Source organism: Ornithinimicrobium sp., assembly GCF_051004135.1.
Lineage (GTDB): Bacteria > Actinomycetota > Actinomycetes > Actinomycetales > Dermatophilaceae > Ornithinicoccus.
The window spans coordinates 1-22,641 of record NZ_JBPCKQ010000090.1; the positions used below are offsets into that span (position 1 = coordinate 1).

General features: G+C 71.0%; 15 protein-coding genes. 6 read left to right on the plus strand and 9 right to left on the minus strand.

Going from position 1 to position 22,641, the window contains the following annotated elements; genetic code table 11:
- Positions 1–575: UDP binding domain-containing protein (locus ACR2FV_RS05175; protein ID WP_434014633.1), on the plus strand; the 575-nt coding region annotated here is incomplete at its 5' end.
- Positions 576–662: 87 nt separating this feature from the next.
- Here the strand turns inward: ACR2FV_RS05175 and ACR2FV_RS05180 are convergent.
- The 4 genes from ACR2FV_RS05180 to ACR2FV_RS05195 form a co-directional block, all read right to left on the minus strand.
- Positions 663–1,595 (minus strand): ABC transporter ATP-binding protein, encoded by a 933-nt coding sequence (locus ACR2FV_RS05180; RefSeq protein ID WP_434014634.1) that lies wholly within the window; start codon positions 1,593–1,595, stop codon positions 663–665.
- Positions 1,582–2,484 carry an ABC transporter permease gene (locus ACR2FV_RS05185; RefSeq protein ID WP_434014635.1) on the minus strand — a complete coding sequence of 301 codons (903 nt, stop codon included), beginning with the start codon at positions 2,482–2,484 and terminating at the stop codon, positions 1,582–1,584. Before ACR2FV_RS05185 ends, ACR2FV_RS05180 begins: the two co-directional genes overlap by 14 nt.
- Entirely contained in the window at positions 2,481–3,743 is a 1,263-nt protein-coding gene (locus ACR2FV_RS05190) for a nucleotide sugar dehydrogenase (RefSeq protein ID WP_434014636.1), read from the minus strand. Before ACR2FV_RS05190 ends, ACR2FV_RS05185 begins: the two co-directional genes overlap by 4 nt.
- A gap of 64 nt (positions 3,744–3,807) precedes the next feature.
- Positions 3,808–5,583, minus strand: a complete 1,776-nt coding sequence (locus ACR2FV_RS05195; RefSeq protein WP_434014637.1) for a glycosyltransferase — start codon at positions 5,581–5,583, stop codon at positions 3,808–3,810.
- Positions 5,584–5,729: 146 nt separating this feature from the next.
- Between ACR2FV_RS05195 and wecB the strand changes: the two genes are divergently transcribed.
- Together wecB and ACR2FV_RS05205 are read left to right on the plus strand one after the other, a co-directional pair.
- A complete protein-coding gene (gene wecB, locus ACR2FV_RS05200; RefSeq protein WP_434014638.1) occupies positions 5,730–6,812 on the plus strand; it encodes a non-hydrolyzing UDP-N-acetylglucosamine 2-epimerase in 1,083 nt (360 codons plus the stop codon).
- Positions 6,809–8,740, plus strand: a complete 1,932-nt coding sequence (locus ACR2FV_RS05205) for a glycosyltransferase family protein (protein WP_434014639.1) — start codon at positions 6,809–6,811, stop codon at positions 8,738–8,740. Before wecB ends, ACR2FV_RS05205 begins: the two co-directional genes overlap by 4 nt.
- On the opposite strand, the gene ACR2FV_RS05210 is transcribed toward ACR2FV_RS05205, so the two are convergent.
- Positions 8,725–9,132 (minus strand): hypothetical protein, encoded by a 408-nt coding sequence (locus tag ACR2FV_RS05210; RefSeq protein WP_434014640.1) that lies wholly within the window; start codon positions 9,130–9,132, stop codon positions 8,725–8,727. The genes ACR2FV_RS05205 and ACR2FV_RS05210 overlap by 16 nt on opposite strands.
- Positions 9,133–9,213: 81 nt before the next feature.
- On the opposite strand from ACR2FV_RS05210, the gene ACR2FV_RS05215 reads away from it, so the two are divergent.
- Positions 9,214–11,373 carry a glycosyltransferase family 2 protein gene (locus ACR2FV_RS05215; protein WP_434014641.1) on the plus strand — a complete coding sequence of 720 codons (2,160 nt, stop codon included), beginning with the start codon at positions 9,214–9,216 and terminating at the stop codon, positions 11,371–11,373.
- Here the strand turns inward: ACR2FV_RS05215 and ACR2FV_RS05220 are convergent.
- The 3 genes from ACR2FV_RS05220 to ACR2FV_RS05230 form a co-directional block, all read right to left on the minus strand.
- A complete protein-coding gene (locus tag ACR2FV_RS05220) occupies positions 11,301–12,056 on the minus strand; it encodes an SGNH hydrolase domain-containing protein (RefSeq protein WP_434014642.1) in 756 nt (251 codons plus the stop codon). The genes ACR2FV_RS05215 and ACR2FV_RS05220 overlap by 73 nt on opposite strands.
- 20 nt (positions 12,057–12,076) lie before the next feature.
- Positions 12,077–12,787 (minus strand): SGNH hydrolase domain-containing protein, encoded by a 711-nt coding sequence (locus ACR2FV_RS05225; RefSeq protein WP_434014643.1) that lies wholly within the window; start codon positions 12,785–12,787, stop codon positions 12,077–12,079.
- A gap of 141 nt (positions 12,788–12,928) precedes the next feature.
- On the minus strand, positions 12,929–14,023 hold the full coding sequence (locus ACR2FV_RS05230) for an acyltransferase family protein (RefSeq protein WP_434014644.1): 1,095 nt from the start codon (positions 14,021–14,023) through the stop codon (positions 12,929–12,931).
- A 187-nt stretch (positions 14,024–14,210) separates the two neighbouring features.
- On the opposite strand from ACR2FV_RS05230, the gene ACR2FV_RS05235 reads away from it, so the two are divergent.
- Both ACR2FV_RS05235 and ACR2FV_RS05240 read left to right on the plus strand, forming a co-directional pair.
- Positions 14,211–17,918 carry a glycosyltransferase gene (locus ACR2FV_RS05235; protein ID WP_434014645.1) on the plus strand — a complete coding sequence of 1,236 codons (3,708 nt, stop codon included), beginning with the start codon at positions 14,211–14,213 and terminating at the stop codon, positions 17,916–17,918.
- 137 nt (positions 17,919–18,055) lie between these two features.
- The gene (locus ACR2FV_RS05240; protein WP_434014646.1) at positions 18,056–20,248 is read left to right on the plus strand and encodes an acyltransferase family protein; all 2,193 of its coding nucleotides are present in this window, start codon (positions 18,056–18,058) and stop codon (positions 20,246–20,248) included.
- 54 nt (positions 20,249–20,302) lie between these two features.
- Here ACR2FV_RS05240 and ACR2FV_RS05245 read toward each other — a convergent pair whose 3' ends face one another.
- The gene (locus ACR2FV_RS05245; protein WP_434014647.1) at positions 20,303–22,348 is read right to left on the minus strand and encodes a cell wall-binding repeat-containing protein; all 2,046 of its coding nucleotides are present in this window, start codon (positions 22,346–22,348) and stop codon (positions 20,303–20,305) included.
- Positions 22,349–22,641 lie beyond the last annotated feature (293 nt).

Genomic DNA, 22,641 nt, shown 5'->3' on the forward strand with positions numbered 1-22,641 from the left:
AAGAGCGGATGGGGCACAAGTTCTTCAACGCCGGGATCGGTTGCGGCGGCGGCTGTTTGCCCAAGGACACCCGCGCCTTCGTTGCTTGCGCGGGCGAGCTGGGGGCCTCGGCCTCGGTGGCCTTCCTGACCGAGGTCGACGCCATCAACCTGCGCTGCCGCGAGCACGTGGTGCAGATGGTGCGCAAACAGGTCGGCGCTCTGGTGGGCAGACGGGTCGCAATCCTGGGGGCGGCCTTCAAGCCCGACTCCGACGACGTGCGCGACTCCCCGGCCCTGTCGATCGCCGGCTCCCTGCACTTGGCCGGCGCCTCGGTCAGCGTCTATGACCCCTGGGCCATGCCCAACGCAGCCAAGGTCTTCCCGACCCTGCACTATGCCGAGTCGGTGCTCGACGCGATGGCCGGTGCCGAGGTGGTGCTGCACCTGACCGAGTGGCGCGAGTTCCGCGACCTCGACCCTGCCGAGCTCGGCAAGCACGTCGACCGGCGCCTGATCATCGACGGACGCAACGCCCTGGACCGCGCGGCCTACCGCGCAGCGGGCTGGACCTACGTCGGCATGGGCCGCCCCTGACCCACTCGCCGGCCCGATCACGCACCTGACCGATCCATCCGGAGCACACCCCACCGGCCAGATCACGCACCTGCCCGACCCAGCCGCCTAGGGCGCCGGCGGCTGCTGCGGTGCCTGGTCGGGAGGCTCCTCGGTGCCGGGACCGTCGCCAGCAGCCGTGGCACCGGAGGCCGTGGGTGGGCCCAGCGTCGGCTCCCCGCCCCCGGTGGAGCGGCGCTTGCGGGTCTTCTTCTTCGTCTGGCGCTGCGGTGTCCGCGGTGGGTACTTCTCGGCATATGCCTGCCCGACCTCGGCCGCCGGACCATCCATGATCAGGTGCCCCTGCTCGAGCCACAGGGCCCGGTCGCACATGCTCTGAATCGCCCCCGGCGAGTGACTGACCATGAAGATGGTGCCGGCTGCGTCACGGATCTGGGCGATCCGCTGCGCTGCCCGCTCTCGGAACAGCGCGTCGCCCGTGCCCAGCGCCTCGTCGACGACCAGGATGTCGGGCACCGCCGCGGTGGAGATGGCGAAGCGCAGCCGGGCCGCCATCCCCGAGGAGTAGGAGCTCATCGGCAGGTCGATGAAGTCACCGATCCCGGAGAACTCCACGATCTCGTCGTACTTGTCCTGCACCTCGCGGCGGGACAGCCCCAGCGCCTGACCGCCGATCATCACGTTGCGGGCCCCGCTGAGCTGGCGCATCAGCACGGCGTTGACCCCCAGCAGCGCCGCCTTGCCGTTGAGATAGATCTCGCCGCTGCTCGCCGGGATCAGCCCGGCGATCGAGCGCAGTAGGGTGGACTTGCCCGAGCCGTTGCGCCCGATCAGCCCGATCGACTCTCCCTGGTGCGCGACGAACGACACGTCCTTGACCGCGTGCACCTGCCTCGTGCCGACTTGGGTGCGGGCCCGGTGCACCAGCCGGTCCAACACCTTGACCGGCTCCTCCTCGCGCGTCGCGGAGCCCGCGCCGTAGACCGTGTAGCGGATGTCGACGTGGGAGGCGATGACCGCCGGGACCTCACTGCCGGCCATAGGTCGCCTCACCCCGCCAGAAGACGACCAAACCGGAGACGAAGAACAGCACTGCCCAGCCCGTAGCCACCGCCCAGATCGACCCGTCCAGCGGGAACTCACGCAGCACGGGCTCCCGGATGATGCTCAGCGCGGCAGCCACCGGCTGATACATCAGCACGAGGCCCAGCCACCCAGTGGCGTTGGCCGAGATCACGAAGAACACCCCGCTGGTGTAGCGCAGAACCCGGGTGATCAGGGGCACCAGGTTGGCCAGGTCGCGCACCACATACACCAGGCGCGCGGCGAGCATCGAGATGCCGCACGTCATCACGAACGCGATCAGGATGGCCACCGGGTAGAGCAACCAGGCCCAGGTCGGCTGCTCCCCGGTGAGCACGACGACGAGCAGGGCCACGGCGAAGGCCGGCAGGGCGGCGAACAGCTCGGTCAGGGTGACCGCGATCGGCAGGATCACCCGCGGGAAGCGCAGCGCCCGGACCAGCCCCATGTTGCCGGTCAGCGCCTTGGCGCCGTTGTTGATCCCGGAGGCGATGAACAGGAACATGAACAGCCCGACGAGCAGGAAGCCGATGTAGTTGCCCTCGGCTCCCCTGCGGGTGTCCAGGATGATGCCCCCGAAGATCAGGTAGTAGGCGCCCCCCTGCAACAGCGGGTTGAGCAGCAGCCAGATCTGGCCGAGGAAGCTCTGCTGATGCCTCGAGATGAAGTCGGCCGAGGCCATCGTCAGCAGGAAGCTGCGGTGCCGCCACAGGTCTCGCAGGTAGGCGCCCAACGGGGGCCGCACACCGACCAGATCCAGCCCGTGCTGCTGCGCGAGCGCAGCCGCATCGGCCTGGTCCGGGCCGGGGACGGAACCCTGGTGGTCAGGACCGCCCAGCAGGGTCACAGCCGGGAGACCTTCTCACCCGCTGCAGCGACCCCGCGGGTGTCGAAGAAGGCCTGGGCCCCGGCAGCCAACGCGTCGACGTCGTAGTCGCGGTGGTTCTGCACCAGGATCGTCAGGTCCGCCTCGGCGACTCCGGCCGCGGCGTCCTCGACCCGGCCGGCGGCGTCACCCAGCGCGCCCCAGTGGCTGACGTGCGGATCGTGGTAGCGCACCTGCGCGCCCTTGGAGACGAGCTGGCGGGCCAACGGCACCGCCGGACTCTCCCGCTGGTCGGCGATGTTGGGCTTGTAGGTGACCCCGAGCAGCAGGACCACCGAGTTCTTCAGCGGCTTGCCGAGGTCGTTGAGGATGTCCTGGGCCCGGTGCACGACATACGCCGGCATGCCGGAGTTGATCTCCTGGGCCAGCTCAACGAACCGGAACGGGTAGCCCAGCCGGGCCCGCACGTTGTGCGAGAGGTAGTTGGGGTCGATCGGTATGCAGTGCCCGCCGACCCCTGGTCCGGGATAGAAGGCCTGAAAGCCGAACGGCTTGGACTTGGCGGCGTCGATGACGTCCCACAGGTCGATGCCCAGCTCGTGGCAGAACCGGGTCATCTCGTTGACCAGGGCGATGTTGATGTGCCGGTAGGTGTTCTCCAGCAGCTTGGCCGTCTCGGCCTCCCGGGTGCCCTTGGCCCGCACGACGGTGTCGACGAACCGGCCGTAGAACGCCGCCGCGGCCTCGGTGCACTCCGGCGAGTGCCCGCCGACGACCTTCGGGGTGTTCTTGGCCCCGAACTGCTCGTTGCCCGGGTCGATCCGCTCCGGGGAGAAGGCGAGGTGGAAGTCCTGCCCGGCCACCAGACCGTGCTCCTCGAGCTTGGGGCGCACCACCTCATCGGTCGTGCCGGGGTAGGTCGTGGACTCCAGCACGACCAGGGTGCCGGGCTTGAGGTTGCGGGCGACCGCGTCGACCGCGCTTTCCACCGCCCGCAGGTCCGGGCCCCCGTCCTGGGACAGCGGGGTGGGCACGCAGATGACGGCCACTCCCGCCTCGGCGATCTCGGTCTCGTCGGTGGTGGCCCGGAACCCGAGGTCCACCATCTCGGCGATGTCGGCATCGCTCAGGTCGTCGATGTGTGAGGTGCCGGCGTTGAGCGCGTCGACGACGCCTTGGTTGATGTCGAAGCCGAGCACGTGCATGCCGGCCTTGCTGGCCTCCTGGGCCAGTGGCAGGCCGACGTAGCCCAGTCCGATGATGACGGCATCCACAGCCACGGTGGTCGCCTCCTTGCCTCGGGGATCGGGAGCGGCGGGTCGCGCGCCCGGCGGGCACAGTCTGTCAGTGTCGCACCGCGGATGAGTATGCCGTGTCGTAGCGGTGGAGCGTCGCAGCCCAGGTCCGCTCACGGGCCACGAAGGCACGTGCGCGCTCACCCAGGGAGCGGACGTGGTCGGGAGCATATCCCAGCGAGGCCATCTGGTCGGCCCACGCGGCGGGGTCGTCGGCGGCCGCCACCTCCCCGAAGCTGCCCGGGCAGACGATCTCGACCAGTGGCGGCAGGTCGCTGGCCAGCACCGGGACACCCACGGCCAGGGCCTCGAGCGGCTTGATCGGCGGGACCAGGACGGTCACGGGAGTGGCGGCCCGGGGCACCACGAAGACGTCGAGGGCCGCGAGGTGCTCGCGCACGCGGGCGTGCGGCACCCGACCGGTGAAGACCACCCGGTCGCCCAACGGCTCGGCCAGGGCCTGCAGCCGGGGTCGCGCCGGGCCGTCACCGACCACCAGCAGCCGGAAGACCGGGTCCTCGATCAGCCGCAGGGCCGCGATGACGGTGTGCAGCCCCTCGTAGTCGTTGAGTGTGCTGACGGTGCCGAAGACCACCGCGTCAGCCGGGAGGCCCAGCCGGGCCCGCGTCGGCTGTCCCGCCGGCAGCGGGGAGGTCCAGGACGCCGGCACGGCGTTGGGGACGACCACGACCCGGTCGGGGTCGACCCCTCGGTCCACGATGTCCAGGCGCATCGCCTCGGCCAGGGTGACGACCGCGTCGGCGGCGACCATGCACCGGGTCTCGGTCTCCTTGGACCAGCGGTAGAAGTCGGAGTCGGCGCTGCCCCCCTCCGTGCGCCAGGTCTCCTCCAGGAAGCCCCGCGCCTCGTAGACGACGGGCAGTCCACGACCCCGGCCGACCCGCAGGGCCGTCTGCGCGTTGTCGTGCATGCTGTGCGCGTGCAGCAGGTCGGCGCCGACCCGCCCGACGAGCGCGTCCAGCTCGCGCACGGCCAGGTCCTGACGGGCCCGCCCGGGTGGGGGGATCGCGGTGCCGGGCAGCAGCCGGTGGTAGGGCACGCCGTCGACGGTGACCTCAGGCGCGGCGCCGAGCACCCCGGTGTCGACGGGGAACCCGAGTCGACTGACCACCCGGGCATCCAGACCGCTGGCTCGCTGGGCGCTGACGATGCCGTGGGTGCGGATGGTGTAGCCGGCCTGCCGCTCGGGCAGCGCGTTGGTGACCACGTGCAGCACCCGCTCGGGTCCACCGGATGCACCCGTCGCCCAGGGCTCGTCGAGCGACGGGTCCGGCGCCGGTTGGCGGGCGGCCAGGTCCTCGGTGAGCGCGTGCCCCTGGACCACCTCGATCTCCCCGCGCAGCCGTGCAGCCAACCGGCGGGCCGCCCGCCCGGGCTGATCCTGCACCAGCTCCAGCGCCCGCCCCAGGTGCCCCCGGTCGGCCGCGATCAGCGCCTCTCGCGCCGGGTCACGGTCGTGCTCAGGTATGCCGTCCATCGCCCGTCCGGCCAGCTCGGGCTGGTGCAGGGTGGCGGCCGCCTCGGCGATCCGGGCGAGCGGACCGGGCCGTGGCGCCGTCCGGGCTGCCGTCAGCGCGGCCTCGAGCAGCTGCACCGCCTGCGCACTCCGACCGTCAGCGGCCAGGGCCAGCGCGGCCACCTCGGGTCGCCGGGTCCTGGCCAGCACCGCGACCCTGGCACGGACCGCGTGGGGAGCCCGGCGCAGCAGCACCGAGGCGCCCTTGCCGGAGCCGCGGTGCAGGTGGTGGCGCAGCAGCGAGGCGCTCAGCGGCAGGTTGCGCACCACGTGCCTGACTCTGGTCACCCGCACCTCACCGACACCTTCCTGCCCTGGTCCTCACCCCAGCGGATCGGGGCCTCGCCGACGGTGCGGGCACTGCGGCGGTGAGCCGAGACTCTACGCCGTCATGGCATTCTTGGCCTGGCCACGCCCGTCGATCGAGGACCCCCATGCCTGAGCTCGTCCTGCACGTCACCGGCGCCCGACCCAACTTCCCGAAAGCGGCCCCGGTCATCGCGGCCCTGACGGCACGCGGCATACCGCAGCTGCTGGTGCACACGGGACAGCACTACGACGTGGCGATGAGCGACGTCTTCTTCACCCAGCTCGGCCTGCCCCGCCCGGACGTCAACCTCGGGGTGGGCTCGGGCCCGCACGGCGCGCAGACCGCGGCGGTGATGACCGGGCTGGAAGAGCTGTTCGTCGAGCACTCGCCCGACCTGGTGGTGGTCTACGGCGACGTCAACTCCACGGTGGCCGCCACCCTGGTCGCGGCCAAGATGGGCATTCGCACCGCCCATGTGGAGGCGGGGCTGCGCTCGTTCGACCTGACCATGCCCGAGGAGATCAACCGGATGGTGACCGACCGGCTGGCCGACGTGCTGCTGACCACCAGCGTCGACGCGGTGGCGCACCTGGGCAACGAGGGCACCGACCCGGGCCGGATCCACTTCGTCGGCAACCCGATGATCGACACCCTGCTGGCGCACCGAGACTCCTTCGACCCCGAGCCGGTGCGGCGCGAGCTGGACCTGCCGGACACCTACCTGGTCGCCACGCTGCACCGTCCCGGCAACGTGGACCGGCCGGGCGACGTGCAGGAGCTGGTGCAGACCATGCACGCCGTGGCCGACCAGGCCCGGGTGGTGGTGCCGCTGCACCCCCGCGGCCGGGCCCGGTTGAGCGAGGCCGGCTTCTTCGACCACCCCGACCTGCAGGTGGTGGAGCCCTACGGGTATCTGGAGTTCATGGGGCTGGTCCGCGCGGCGGCCGCGGTGATCACCGACTCCGGCGGGGTGCAGGAGGAGACCACCATCCTGGGTGTGCCCTGCCTGACTCTGCGTCCCAACACCGAGCGTCCCGTGACCATCAGCCACGGCACCAACCGACTGGTCCGTCGGGACAATCTGGCGGACAACGTGCGAGAGGTGCTGGCCACCGGGCCCCTGCAGGAATGGGCGGTGCCGCCGCTGTGGGACGGTCGGGCCGGGGAGCGGATCGCCGACGTGCTGGTGGGGGTGCTGCGCCCGTGACCACCTCGAGCCCCACACACGACTCGACTGCCCGGGTCGCCACACCACCGCCGGACCGGGTGAAGGCCGCCCGCACCCTGGCCAAGCGGGTGCGCCGGGGGCTGCTGCGCGCCGCCCGCGAGCCCGCCGCACGACGCACCCTGGTGCGCCGGGTGCGGACCCGCGCCATCACCCAGGTGCGGCGGCTGGGCCGCAAGGATTCCGCCTTCGCGCTCCCCCCCTACCCGGTGCCGCCCGGTCCGGTCGTGCGCCCCGGGTTGGCTGTCGCGGTCATCCTGGACCCGTTCTCCACCCTGGCGTTCGGCTACGAGTGGGACCAGCAGCCCGTGCCCCGCGCCGGCTGGGCGCAGCACTTGGAGGCCCACCGCCCCGACCTGCTCTTCGTGGAGTCGGCGTGGGCGGGCAACGACCGGGCCTGGCGGTTGGCGATGACCAACACCGATGGCCCGGAGGCCGTCGACCTGGCCGGCGTGGTCCGCTGGTGCCGCGAGCACGGCATACCGACCGTGTTCTGGAACAAGGAGGACCCACCCAACTACGACGTGTTCGTGGCGACGGCCAGGCTGTTCGACAACGTCTTCACGGTGGACGCCGACAAGATCCCGGACTACGTGCGCGACCTGGGGCACGACCGGGTGGGTCTCCTGCCGTTCGCTGCTCAGCCGCGCATCCACTCTCCGGTGCGGCATCTGCGCGAGCCGGTCGGCGAGGTGGCGTTCGCGGGCACGTACTTCGCGCACAAGCACCCCGACCGGCGTGCGCAGATGGACCTGCTGCTGCCGGCTGCCCAGGAGCGTGGGCTGCACATCTTCTCCCGGATGCAGTCCGAGGACGAGCGCTACCAGTTCCCGGCCCGCTACCGCGGCTCGGTGGTCGGCTCGGTGCCGTACGAGCAGATGCTCACCGCCGCGACGGCATACCCGGTCTTCCTCAACGTCAACTCGGTGACCGGGTCGCCCACGATGTGCGCACGACGGTTGTTCGAGCTCAGCGCCGCGCAGACCACGGTGCTGTCCGCGCCGTCGGCGGCGATCGAGCCGTTCTTCGGCGACACGGTCACCGTGGCAGCCGACACGGCGCAGGCCCGCAGCGCCCTGACGATGCTGCTGGACCAGCCCGAACACCGAGACAGGCTCGCGCTGCGGGCACACCGGCGGGTCTTCGACGAGCACCTCTACACCCACCGGGTCGACCACGTGCTCGAGGCGGTGGGCCTGCCGGTGCAGCCGGTCGACCAGTCGATCAGCGTGATCGTGCCGACGATGCGGCCGGGACAGGTCGAGCGCGTGCTGGCGACCCTGGCCGGGCAACGGCATACCGCCGTCGAGCTGGTGCTGGTGCCGCACGGATTCGAGGTCGACGAGGCGCAGGTCCAGGCCCAGGCCGCGGAGCTCGGGCTGGAGCATCTGGTGATCCGCAGGGCCCCCGCCGAGCTGACCCTGGGCGCCTGCATGAACCTCGGGGTGACGGCCGCCTCAGGGCGCTACGTCGCCAAGATGGACGACGACAACACCTACGGCCCGCACTACCTGTCGGACCTGGTCCGCGCGTTCGACTACAGCCAGGCCCAGGTGGTCGGCAAGTGGGCGCACTACGTGCACCTGGCCGCCTCGGATGCCACCGTGCTGCGCTTCGCCCACGCTGAGCACCGTTACGTCGACCTGGTCCAGGGCGGCACCATCCTGACCCCCCGTGAGGTCGCCGCGCAGGTGCGGTTCGAGGACCTGCCCCGCCGGGTCGACACGACGTTCCTGGACAAGGTGCGGGCGCGCGGCGGTGCGGTCTACTCCGCGGACCGGTTCAACTTCATCTCCCGCCGGGCGGCCAGCACCGTCGGGCACACCTGGGCGATCACGGACGCCGACCTGGTCAACCGCAGCTCCCAGATCGTCTTCTACGGCGACCCCGCCGCTCACGTGCTGGTCTGAGAGCTGCTGCCACCCTCCCCGGCACGCTCAGCGACGGTGTGCTCGGCCAGTGACTCCACACTGACCTGGAGCCGCTCCAGGCGACCGACGTACTGCGCCTGGAGCAATCGCACGGCCTCCAGGACGTCCGCCGGAGCCGAAACGCTCGAGTCGACCGCGCTGCTCTCCTTCGCCTGGCGGGCCGCCGCACGTCCGATTTCTTCGCGGACGAAGGCGCGCAGGCCGCGCACCCGGCGCCAGGCGTCCAGCGAGACCAACAACGCCAGGCTCACCAGCAGACAGCCGGCCAGCGCGGCCGCCGCCCACAGCTCCAGGGCGACACCCAGCACCACGGTCGCCGACAGGGTCAGCGCCACGGCGGCACCCAGCGGAAGCACAGCCTTGGTCAGCACCGTCTCAGCGTAGTGTCTGGCCAGATGGCCTGGCGGGCGGCAGCGCCCACCGGCGAGCCCTGATCGAGAGGAGGGGACAGCGTGCCGACGGATCCACGGCGCACTCACCCGCAGTGGGACGGACCCGGGTGGTTGACCGTGCGGACGTTGCAGACCCGGGCGCAGCAGCACTCCGATGCAGTGGCCCACCTGGGCCTGCGCACCCGGTCGGACGCGCCGGCGCACGCCCTCGCCCTGGCCGGCACCGCGGGGGCTCTCGACGCGGACCAGCTGCTGCGCAGGGTCCTGCAGGACGGTGGGCTGTCTCGCGCTGCGGTGCCATCCCCGCAGCCGGCAGCGCTTGCGGCACTGGCCCTCCTCTGGTGCGGCAGGGCGCTCGAGCAGGAGGAGCTGCAGGCCGGCGCCGGGCTCTACCGGTGGTTGGTGCAGCGGGCCGGTGTCTCGGGTCTGCGCCGCTCTCATCAGAGCCACCTGGGCCAGGCGCTCGCGCTGACCGGCCAGCACCGGCTGCTGACCGAGCTGCTCTCGGAGCTCGACGCGCTCTCGGCCCGTCAGGAGCACTATCTGCGCACGGACCTGGCGCACCCCTACCTGCCAGACCCGGCGGACCTGCCTTCTCGCTTCGATCCGCACACCGCCGAGCATGCTGCCTGGGAGCGGCTGCTCTCCGCCGAGTTCGTGGCCAGTGGTCGCACACCGGTGCTGGTGCGCACGCCGGCCAGCAGGCCCGCCCGGCAGCTGTTCGACCGGCTGACCAGCCCGACCAACCCCACAGGGCCGGTCACCAGCGGTCCGCTGGTGACCGTGGTGGTCCCGGTCTTCCGGCCGGACGAGGGTCTGCTCACCTCGATGGCCTCGTTGAGCGCGCAGACCTACCAGGATCTGGAGATCGTCGTGGTGGACGATGCCTCCGGAGCGGACTTCGCGGAGCTGCTCGACGCGGCGGTGCGCAGCGACCCCCGGGCGCGGCTGCTGCGGCTGCCCCGCAACACCGGCAGCTATCTGGCCCGGCGGGCCGCGATCGAGAGCTCCCGCGGCGAGCTGATCACGTTTCAGGACGCCGACGACTGGTCCCACCCGGAGCGGATCGACGCCCAGGTCGCGATCCTGGACGGCCATCCCGAAGCACCGGCCAGTCGCAGCCGCGCCGTCCGGGCCAAGGACGACCTGAGCCACCAGTGGTTCGGCTACGAGGCCGTCCGCGACAACGCGTCGTCGCTGTTGGTGCGCCGATCGGTGATGCAGCAGGCCGGGACCTTCCTGCCGCTGCGCAAGGCCGCCGACTCCGAGTATGCCGAGCGGCTGGCCACGCTGGTCGGTCCGGTCATGGACACCGGCAGCACCCTGGCGATCACCCGGCTGCGGTCGGGCAGCCTGTCCCGGGGTGACTTCACCTTCCGGTGGAGCGACCCCGACCGACTGATGTTCCGGGGCACCTACCGCGCCTGGCACCGGCGCCTGGCCGCGCAGGAGGCCCGCGGCGTCTCGCTGCGCCCCGGCGAGGTGCCCGTGCCGGTGGCAGGCTCGTTGACCCGAGGGCTCGACCTCGACTCCGAGCCCGCGTCCGGTGTGCTGCTGTGCTACCTGGGCGATCTGAGCGGCGACCCGACGGAGCCCGACGCAACGTGGCACCAGCGCTACCGCGAGCTCACCCTGGGCGCCCACGCCGACCGGGCAGGACGGCCGGACTCGAGCGACCGTGACCGTGACCGTGACCGTGACCGTGACCGTCACCGTGGCCCGGTGGGCCTCTGGCACGTCGAGACGCCGCAGGCGCGCAGCACGCTGCGACCGGAGATGCACCCGGCGTGGTTCGACGCCGTCGTGGCGGCACCGGGCCTGCGCCCGGTCACCCGGCTGGAGGCGGTCGTGATCGAGCGCCTGGTGGTTCTCGACGCGCAGGCGCTGCTGCTGCTGTCCTCCCAGTCCTGCGCCGTGACCGCCCGCTCGGTGCAGGTCCAGGTCCAGCCGAACGACGTCGAACCGGGACCCGCCGGACTCCCGGTCGACCTGCTCGGGGTCTCCGACGTGTGCCTACGTCTTTGGGGGCATCGACCACGGTGGCTCCTTCCCGCCGCGCCACCTGACCGCGACGTCGTGCGGGCAGCCTTGCCCGGTATGGCGGGGCACGAGGCGGAGGGACGCCCTGCCGATCCCGCTGCCGCGGCTCAGTCGGCCGCGGCATCCGCGACCAGCGGCACCAGCTCCTCGGCCAGCCGCCCCGCCAGCACCGAGGCGTAGGTGGCCGTGATGTGCGAGCCCTGCCGGTAGGTCAGCACATTGCGATAGACCGCCGGGCAGGTCCCGTGGGGGCAGATCCAGCGGTTCATGTCGACGTAACTGGCCCCGTCGACCTCCTCAGCCGCAGTGCGAAGCCCGAGCGAGCCCATGCCGTCCTCCGATGGCCACGAGCACGCGGTGTTGGGATCGTCCATGTTGTCGGCCACGCACTCGTAGACCTTCTGGCCCCCGGGTTGCGGACTGTCCGAGATCGCGACGACCTGCACGCCGGCCTCGGTGAGCTGTGTCCATGCGTCCTCGTAGCCGTCGACGAGACCTTCGAGGGTTTCTTGTCCCTCCGCGTCGAGGGCGTCCTGGCGCACCCCCGAGGTCACCACCACGTCCGCTCGGTCCGGCCCCACCAGCCGGTCGAGCACGGCCAGTCCCCAGTCCTGGCAGCTCTCGTAGAGATCGGTGTCGATGACGGTCAGCGCCGTGGTCAGTGGGCAGCCCGATTTGATGTAGATCTCCAAGCGCCACCCGCGCTCCTGGGCGATGGCGTCCAGCGCCGGCTGCCACTGGGCGATCTTGGAGTCGCCCACCATCGCGAGCACGACGTCGCCGCCCTCGTCCCCGGAGACGCACTGGTTGACCGAGGTGTCGGCCAGCGCGGTTGAGCAGCCCTGCCCGTACAGGGCGGGCACGTCCGCCGTGGCGCACCGGGTCAGGAGTGATCACGTCGAACAGTGGCCCCTCCCTCGGGGCAGACCCATGGGTTCATATCGCCGTAGGTGGCCCCGGCGACCTCGGCGGCGGCCGCCCGCAGAGCCGGCGAGCCTTCGCCGCCTGAGGAGACCCAAGCACAGGCGCTGTTGGGGTCCTCGGTGTGCGCGGCGACACATTCCGGAGTCCGTAGCGCCTGCGCACCCGGAGTGTCCGAGATCGCGACCACATGCACTCCGGCCCCGGCGAGCCGGCGCCAGACGTCGGTGAACCCCGCGGTCAGGCCGGCGACGGTGTAGTCCCCCGCTGCGTCCAGGGCCACCAGACGGCCCCCGAGGTCACCGCCAGCGTCGGGGGGTGCACAAGCCAGCCGGGCGAGCACGGCCTGGCCCCAGTCGGTGCAGCCCTCGTAGGGTTCCCCAGCGGCATCGAGGGTGACCGCGGATGTCAGTGGGCACCCGGACTTGAGGTAGATCTCCAGCCTCCAGCCGTGGTCCTCGGCGATGGTCTGCAGCGCGGGGACCCACTGGGCGACCTTGGAGTCCCCGACCGCCGGTACCACGACCCGCCCGTCGGGGTCGCCCGCGAGGCACCGACGTACCCGGGTGTCCCGAGGATCGTTGACGCACCCCCGGTCGTAGATGTCGCCGATGTCCCGCCCTGCCAGGGTGGGGGCAGGGGTGAGCACGTCGAACAGCGGAGCCTCCTGCACCTTGGAAGCCCTCTCGCACGACCTGCTCGTGCCCGGCTGGGTCGACGATGGCCGTGGTGCGCAAGGGCGCCGTCGCGCCGGACCACAGCACCAGCCCGGCGAGCAACGGGATCAAGGACAGGCTGACCCCGATCGACAGGGTCAGCCGCGGCGAGGCGTGCTCTGTGGTCGGGTGTCGCAGGGGGCGCTCCACCCACTGATGCCCCAGCCAGGCCGGCACCACCGAGAGCGCCACCACCGCCAGGCCCTGCGCGGGAGAGACCGGACCCAGCCGCCACTGCACCATCTGCAGCAGTGGCCAGTGCCACAGGTACAAACGAGTACGACAGACCACCGACCCAGACCGGGGGGCCGGCCCAGCAGTCGTACGGGACCGGAGGGCCCGGCGCCGAAGCCCGCCACGATCACCAGCACGGTGGCCAGCGCGGGCCACAGCGCCGCCGTGCCCGGCCACGGCACCGTGGGGTCAAGCACCGACCCCGCGGCCACCAGGGCCACGAGCCCGGCCCAACCTAGTGCCACGGCGACCGCGCGAGGCACCATCGACCACGCCGGTGACAGCACCGCCACCCCCGCCCCGAGCCCCAGCTCCCACAATCGGGTCGTGGTCACGAAGTGGGCCGCCTCCGGCTCGGCCGCGGTGTACCACCACGACCACGCCAGGGACGGCAGCACCACCAGCAGGACCAGCCCCAGGGCCAGCACGGCCAGAACGAGCCTGGTCGCGCGGCGCGGGTCCGGACGGGTGCCGGAGCGGCGTCGCAGCCAGGCTGCCACGAGGACCATCCCCAGGACGAACAGCGGCCAGAGCAGGCCGGCCTGCAGCCCGACAGCCAGCGACCAGTAGTGCTGCACCGCCGACGGGCCCGTCTCCTCACCGGGGTGAGCGACCGAGCGGGCGGCGAACAGCCAGTTGACGACATACAACGGCGCACCGATCACGTCGTGGCAGATGCTTCCCCAGCGCAACCGCGTCGCCCCGAGATGCGCGGCCAGGAGAGTGCCGCCCAGCACCAGGGTCGCGGCCGGCAGAACCCGCCGAACCCGGCGAGACCAGAAGGCCACCACGTCCACCCGTCCCGTGCGCTCGACCTCCCGCATCAGTTGCAGGGTGACCACGAACCCGGAGATGACGAAGAACACGTCCACCCCGATGCCCCCCCCCCGGCCACAGCGCCTGCCCCGCGTGGTGGACCAGCACGAAGACCACCGCCACCGCCCGCAGCCCTTCCACATCGGAGCGGAACCGAGGGTGGGCGTCGACCCGGTCGGTGGGGCTGTCAAGCGTCACAAGACCCAAGATTTCACGAAGGAGGGGGTCGAACCCTCGCCCTAGAAGAGTGCCGTCGGCGAGATTGTGGCCGTCCACTATGCTCCGGCGGGTGGGCACGCGGACAGCCGGACCGGTGAGTGGTCTCCCCGAATGAGTGGTCTCCCCGAACCGGTGGTCGCCCGGCAGTCGTACCTGTTGGTCGCAGGGTCCAGAGACGCGTTGCTGGAGCACCGCGAGGCGGTCGCCGAGCTGCGCAGCATCGGTCATGAGGTTCGCTGGGCGCAGCTCGGAGCCGTCCCGAAGGACGTCCGCCAGACTCTCGCAGACGACCTGTTCCACGGACTCACCGTCCAGGCCACCAGCTCGCCTGCGCGCCGGGTGGCCCTCGGCGCCGCCAGCATCTCGTCCTCACCCGCGCGGCGGATGCGGCTGGCCGCGAGGTTCGACCCCTGGTGGCGGCGGGCGGTGCGTAGATCCGACCACGTCATCGCGCTCGACCAGGTCGGCGATGCGGCACTGCCGGTCGCCCTGGACTTCGACCCGCAGGTCACCACCCTCCCAGCGGTCCAGGCACCGGAGGCACTCGCCCAGTACCTCGCCTGGGCACGCTTCGTCCGGGCCGCGGTGCCCGCAGGGCAGGAGGGGCTTGCGCCCCACGCCGCACGTCTCGACCGGTGGACGGCGGCCGCGGTAGTCGTACAGAACCTGTCGCTCCCGGCATGGCTGCAGCAAGACGCTGCCGTGGCCGTGGTGCGAGCGGCGCTCACCGCGCTGTCCGGCGAACGACGCCACGGGGACGCCGTCCAATGGGCGACCGCTGCCGCTGCGGTGCCCTGGATCGGCACGGACCCAGGGGTGCGTGCTCAGCGTGTACTGGCCGAGCTGGACGACACCGGGCGCACTGACGCGGTCCCCGCGGCAATAGCTGGGCTGGCCCTCGGCTTGGCGGACACGGCGTTGGCACGAGGGGACCGCGATGAGACGGTCCGCTGGGCGGTCACTGGGCTACAGATCGCCTTCCACCGCGAGCTGCACTCCGACGTCGCCTCCAGCCCGCTCATCGACGACCCGATGGCATACCTGGCACCCCTGCGGCAGCACCGGGTCTGGGGTCTGCTCACCGACCCGGTGCCGACATCGGCGGCCGACGAGACCGGGTCCGGCGACGCGGCCCCCCGGATGCGGGTGGTCGTCCTGCCCGGGGCCTACGGGTCGTTCTACGAGCCCGTCGTGCAAGCACTGCGTGAGTTGCCCGGCACTCAGGTGAAGGTGCTCCCAGCCCCCGGACGGCGTCGGGAGCTGCACGGGATGGCGGTCACGGCGGCCCCGGTCGCGCTGCGGCTCGCGGCGGGGCTGGGAGAGACCGCCGGGGCGCTCGCGGATCTGGGTCTTCAGCGACCGCAGGCCGATGCCCTTCTTGTCGACTGGGCCGACAAGATGGCCGTCTGGGCGGTACTGGCGGCTGCACCAGGCACCCGAATCACCGTCCGGGTGCACAGCGTCGACGCGTTACGGCCCTGGCTGCACCTTATCGACTGGTCGCGGGTCGATGAGCTGGTGTGCGTGAGCCCGCACCTGCTGGACCTGGTGCGCGATGCGCTGGGCCCGGCCCTGCAGCACACGCACGCCCAGGTGGTGCCCAACATCGTCGAGGTGGCTCGTTTCGAGCGATCACGACAGGCACATGAGGGGATCACCCTCGGTCTGGTCGGTTGGGCGCAGAAGGTCAAGGATCCACTCTGGGCGATGGAGGTGCTGGCCGGCCTGCTCGCCGCGGGCGGGGACTGGCGGCTAATGTTGATCGGACCCGACTTCCCGGACAACCCGACGGCCAGTGGCCGCGTCTACGCCGACCGTTTCCGGCAGCGGGCGATGGCCGAGGACGTGTGCGACCGGATCATCTACACCGGCCAGGTGAGTGACCCGTCCGCGGCGTTGTCCGAGGTCGACGTCGTGCTCAGCGCCAGCGTGCGCGAGTCGTGGCACCTCGGCATGACGGAGGGTGTGGCCGCCGGGGCCGTTCCGGTGGTGCGCAACTGGCCTGCCTTTGCCCGTCGTGGCGGGGCCGGCCGGTTGTACCCCCCCGACTGGGTGGTGGACAGCGCGCAGGAGGCGGTCGAGCGCATCAGGCTGCTGGCCGACCCCGCCGTCCGCCAGGAGGAGTCGGGCCGGGCACGGCAGGCCCTCCTAGAGATGGCCGAGCCGGGCCGTGTGGCTCGCGCGTATCGCGAGGTCGTCGTGGGCCGGCAGGCCCGCCTGGCCGATCTCACCGCCGCAGGCCAGCACACCGAGGCACTCGAGCTGGTCCGCAGCGTCCTGGCCGACGACGCCCCGGGCGCCATGGTGCTGCAGCAGGCGGCGCGCACCTCCCGCGCCGCCGGAGAGCTGACCCTGCAGGTCCGCCTTCTGCAGCGGCAGAGCACTCTCTATCCCACACCCCATGCAGACCAGCTGCTGCGCCGGGAGGTGGGCAGGTTGACCGAACTCGCCCCGTGGTGGTACCCGAGGGTCCACCAGCCCGTGCCTGAGGTGACGGGCGGGCCAGCGCCCCGGCGGGTCCTGCACCTGCTGAAGATCTCGATGCCCTACCGGCAGAGTGGCTACGCGTTGCGCAGCAGGTACCTGCTGGACCAGCAGCATCTGGGTGGGTGGGACCCGGTGGCGGTCACTGCTCTGGACTTCCCTCGCACCCTACGTGTGGAGCCAGAGGCCACCCGAGAGCTGGTCGGGCAGGTGCCCCATGTCCGGTTGCTGCGCGAGCAGATCCCAGCCGCCGAGCCGTTCGACCAGCACCTCGACGCCTTCGCCGGAGCACTCATCGAGGTCGTGGCCACCGAGCGGCCCCAGATCATTCATGTCCACTCGGGCCACCGCGGCTACGAGAACGCGCTCGTTGCCCTGTCCGTGGGACGGGCGTTGAAGTGCCCGGTCGTGTACGAGGTGAGGGGCATGTTCGAGGCCGTGTGGACAACCGATGCGACCCGGGCGGAGAACGCGGAGATCTACCGGCTACGTCGTGCGACGGAGGAGCGGTGCATGCGTGCGGCCAACGCCGTCGTCACGCTCAGCGAGTCCATGCGCCAGGACATCCTCTCCCGAGGGGTCGACCCCTCCCGAGTCTTCGTTGTCCCCAACGGCATCGCCCCAGAGGAACTCAGCCCGCGGCCGCGTTCGGCGCGACTCTCGGCCGACCTCGGACTGGCCCCTGAAGACTTTGTGTTCGGCTACGTCAGCAACCTTGACCACTTCCGTGAGGGCCAGGAGCTGCTGATCGACGCTGCGGTCATCCTGCGGTGTCGGGGGGTGCCGGCCCGGGCCTTGATCGTCGGCGACGGTCGCCGCCGCGAGCAGCTCGAACGGCACGCCGAGAACTGCTCCGCCGGGGACGCTGTCTTGTTCACCGGCCGGGTCGAGCACGACGAAGTGGCCGACTACTACGCCCAGCTCGACGTGTTCGTCGTGCCTCGGGTTGATGAGCGGGCGGCGCGCCTGACCACTCCGCTCAAGCCGTACGAGGCGATGGCTCTTGGCGTCCCCGTGGTGGTCTCCGAGCTGCCCGCCCTGCGCGAGATCATCGGGACCGGTGACCGAGGCTGCACGTTCCCCCCCGGCGACGCCGCAGCGCTGGCCGACGTGCTGGGTGAGTTGGCCACCGACCCGCAACGCCGGGCCGACCTGGCTCAGGCGGCCCGCGAGTGGGTGCTGGAGCATCGCACCTGGGCAGCCAACGCCGCTCGTTACGAGCCGGTGTACGCGGCCGTGCGCGGCCAGGTGCCGGACTGGCCCGACCCCACCGTGCCCCCGGTGGTGCCAGGCCCCGCGCGTGCGGGAGACCCCACCCACACAGGTGCGGGCTGACCGCCACGGCGCCACATCGTCGGACCCTTCGTCATATCCTGAGGGTCCATGGCTCGGGATGGCCACACGAACGAGTCGTGGCAATGATGCTCTCCGGCTGATGCGGTGGCGATGGAAGGCCAGGGAGTGACGACCAGATGAGCGTGTCAGGGGTTGCTCCACGCGCGGGGTTGCGCGGTGACATCGAGGGGATGCGGGCCGTCGCCGTCCTCTTGGTCCTGCTGTACCACGCACGGGTTCCCGGGATCAGCGGTGGCTTCGCGGGTGTCGATGTGTTCTTCGTGATCTCGGGGTTCTTGATCACCTCGCTGCTCCTGCGCGAGGTGCGGCAGCACGGGAGCATCTCCATCATCGGGTTCTACGCGCGTCGGGCGCGTCGACTGCTGCCTGCGGCGACCGTGGTGTTGATCGCCACCGGCATGCTCGGGTATGCCGTCCTGCCTGCGGCTGCCCGGGGCGACCTGGGCCGCGACATCGTGGCCAGCACCTTCTACGTCGTCAACTGGGCACTCGCCCGCCGGTCTGTGGACTACCTCGCCGAGGACGCCACGCCCTCCGCGGTACAGCACTATTGGTCCCTGTCTGTCGAGGAGCAGTTCTACCTCCTCTGGCCGCTGCTGATGATCGGTGCCGTCCTGCTGGCCGCAAAGACCAGGACCGGGCCCTTCCGAATGATGGGTCTGGTCCTGGGCGTGATCACCCTGACTTCGCTGCTTTGGTCGGTGATCGACACTTCCAGGGCACCCGACACCGCATACTTCGTGACGACCACCCGGGTGTGGGAGCTCGGCATCGGGGCCATGCTGGCCTTCGCCGTGCCTCGACTCCGTGGTCTGTCGCGCAGTGCGGCCGAGATCCTGGCACTGCTCGGCGTGGCAGCGGTGGCAGCCTGTGCAGTTCTCGTCACGGCCAGCACGCCCTGGCCGGGCTCGGCCGCGCTGCTGCCGGTCCTAGGGACTGCAGCCGTGGTCGCCGCCGGCTGCTCGGGATCCACCACCCGGACCGGCTCCGTCCTCGGCGCCGCTCCGCTACGCTTTCTCGGCGGCATCTCCTACTCGCTGTACCTGTGGCACTGGCCGATGCTGGTCTACCTCGACGAGGTACGCCCCGGCACCGGCCTGCGGGGCAGGATGCTCGTCATGGCCCTGGCCATCTTGCTGGCCTGGCTCACCAAGATCGCCGTCGAGGACCCCATCCGCTTTCGATCGTCCCTGGCCGGGGCCCCCCTTGGCACGCTGACCTGGGCGGGGGCAACCATGACGGCGTCCGCAGCCCTGGCCCTCACCCTGGTGCTCAGCACGCCGACCCTGGGCAGCGACCTACCCGACTGGGCCCTGGGTGCGCGGGCCTTGACGCAGGACCCGGCCTCGCAGCGGCCCGAGGTCACCGCCGACCCGAGTGCTGCCCTCACCGCCACCGGTAGGGTCTATCCGGACCCTGAGTTGGCGACCGAGGACGTCCCGCAGCTCTACGACGACGGATGTCAGGTCCAAACCGGCGTCGCGGAGCCGGCCACGTGCGACTACGGGGACACCGAGTCGAATCGCGTGGTGGCCGTGGTCGGCGACTCGAAGGTGGGGCAGTGGCTCCCGGCTCTGGACGTCATCGGCGTGCAGGAGGGGTGGTTGATCCGCACCTACACCAAGTCGAGATGCAGCTGGACCGATGCCACCTTGTCGGTGGAAGGCCAGCCCTACGACGACTGCTCCGAGTGGGGCAAACGTGTGCTTGCCGACTTGACGGGGCCGGACAAGCCGATGGTTGTGGTCACCTCCTCAGGTTCGGACGTGGCGGACGGCGGAGCGTCCGGGTCCGGTTCGGCTTCACTCGTGGAGGGCTATCTGACGTACTGGCGGCAGCTGCAGACGAACGACGTCGAGGTCATCGCCCTGGCCGACAACCCCGGCCCCGGCCCGGGCAAGCAGGTGTACACCTGCGTCGGGGACAACCCGCAGGACTACACGGTGTGCAACTTCCCGGCGTCGGAGGGCCGGGGCACGCCCTCGCTGCGCGCAGCGACTCAGCGGCTTCCCGGGGTCCGGTTCATCGACCTGAGCCCCTGGCTGTGCCCGGACCAGGTGTGCTCCGCCGTCATCGGCAACGTCCTGGTCTATCGGCAGGGGAGCCACGTCACTGCTGCCTACGCGGAGACGATGGCGCAGGTCCTACGCTTCGAGCTGGTCTCCTCGCGCCGGGCCGCGCCCCGCGGCGCTCACGCCCAAGTGGTCGTTCATCGTGAGCGCCTCCAGGCGCGATCCGTCGGACCTGCCCGGTCGCCAAGCCGGGCTGTTGCGGGATCCGACGCAGGGACGCCCCGCATCACAGAGTGATCTGTGGGCGGAGCATCCCCTGGGGCCACAGCGCCTCGGGGGCACCGCTGCTCCTCAGCGCGCGTAGGCTCGCAACGCCCTCACCACGTCCCCGCTCACGGCATTGGGGCCGCCGACGACGACGATCCGATCCGGCCGCAGGTCGGCCAGGGCGGCCTTCGTGGCTCTCGGGATGGCTGTCGGCGAGGTCAACAGCACCGGCCCGTTGAGCCGCCCGGCTCGGGCCGCGCTGCTCAGCGCGTCGGGGTACTGCTTGGCGGTCGTCACGTAGACGACGTTCAAGCCGCTGGGGTAGTACCCCGCCAGCTCGGCCGCCATGTAGTACGCATTGCTGCCCTCCACCCGTTGCACCGTGTTGGAGCGGGTGTAGGTGCGCAGCGCCTTCGCGACGTTGGCCGAGACGTTGCGGTCGTTGCCGACCACCACGATCCGACCCGGATTCAGCCTCTGCAGCGCACGCCGGGTGGTGGTGGGCAGGCTGGTTCGCTTGGTCAGCAGCAACGGAGCGTTGCCCTGGCCGGCCCGCGCCGCACCCACCAGCGCGTCGTGCCAGTGCTCCCCGGTTGCCACGTAGGCCACGGGCACCGAGGTGCCGGACTGCTTGGCCACCTCTCCGGCCGTGCCGTAGCGGTCGGCGCCGCTCAGCCGGGTCACCGAACCCCGGGTGTAGGAACCCAGCGCAGAGGAGACCGACGAGCTGATCGCTGCGGTGCCACCGATCACGAAGATGCGGCTCGGCTTCAGGCGACGCAGCTCGGCCACCGTGGTCGCCGGGATACGACCCTTCTCCACGAGCAGGACCGGTGCGTTGCGCGTGCCGGCGCGTGCGCTGGCCGCCAAGGCGTCCGGGTAGGCCTGACCCGTGGTGATCCAGACCTCGCTGCCCGGCCGGGTGAATGCGGACAGCGCCGCACCCGTGCCGTAGCGATCGGCCCCGAAGGTCCGGTGCACACCGGTGAAGAAGTCGTGCCAGGTCGCGTTGTCCAGCACCCCGGTGACCGGGAGCCCGCGACTGCGCTGGTAGCTCATCAGCCGACTCAGCGTCCCGGGGCCGAACGAGCCGTCGACGTCCGCACCCTGGAAGCCCAGGTGCGCCTGGGCCCTGGCGACGTCGGCCGTCCGGGCCGTGGGAAGCAGGACGGGGAACGACGTGGTCGGCGCCTTCGGCAGCGACGTCGGGCACTCCGCCGTGCGTCGGCCCGTGTAGCGAGGGGCGTACTGCAGGGAGTAGACCCGGCAGGTGCCCTTGTCCGTGGTGGTCACCGCGCTCCCCGTCCACCACGACGTTCGCTTCATCGCGCCGTCCCAGGTGAAGCTGATGTGCAGGTGATCGGTGTGCGGGCTGGGACCGGTGTAGTCGTACCACCGGTCCGGAACCGAGACATACCAGGACCGCTTGTTCCAGATGACGGACATGATCCCGAATCGCCGCGCCATCTCACCGTTGTTCTTGGTCAGCCACGTGGCCACGGAGTCGCCGATGGCCCTGTCGCTGGCGTCGTAGGCGTCCATCGACCAGTCCACGGCCCGGCCCTCGTAGTGCTGACTGTTGTCCCCCTGGCGGCAGGTGCGCGACGTGTAGTAGCGCGGCCGGTTGTAGTGCTTGGAGACCAGGTTGGCGAAGGCGACCATCCCCGGTTTGTTGTTGGGGTCACACGAATAGGTGGCCTGCCATCCTGGCGTCGCATCCAGGGTGCGCGGCAGCGACTTGCTGGGCGGCGACGGATGCGACGCCGGCTGCTCCTGCGCAGGGAGACCCTGCGTGGTGCCCTTGAGCGTCGTGACGTCCTGGGCAGGGGCACCCTGCAGAAACTTTGCGGGCAGGTCCTCCAGGTCGGGCATAACGCCCTCGATCGCCAAAGGCTCGGTGATTCCGGTGGCCGGGACCAGCTCCTCCTGGGTGAGCTCCAGGCTGTCGGGGGTCAGCGGAACACCTTCGTCGGCATGTCCCTCGTCGTGGGTGACGCCAGGATTCACCGGGTCACCCACCGCGGGAGCGGCGAGGAGCAGGCTCAGGCTCAGCGCACCGGCCAGGGCCGCCGTCAGCGCGGACCTCCCCCGGGGTCGGCTTTGCCAGGGCTTGAGTCGAGTTTTGGGCATGGTGAATGTCACTCTCTTCGTGATCACGGGGTCCTGGGACTAGTGCATGCCACGGTTGTGGATGTGGTCACTGTGGAACGTATGCGGCCGACGGCTCGCAGAACTACCCCGAAAAGGTAAAGATCGTGGCTCGTAAACTCACGGTTGGCTTATTACAGCTCTGTCATTCAGTGAGTTGCGGCATGTCTCTCCAGGCATGGTCGGCCCGACACCAGTCCCGGGGCTTCGGCCACGGACTATGGTTCACGTCGTGAACACAGCAGCGCCCGGGTCGCAGTCGTCCCTGCGCCGCC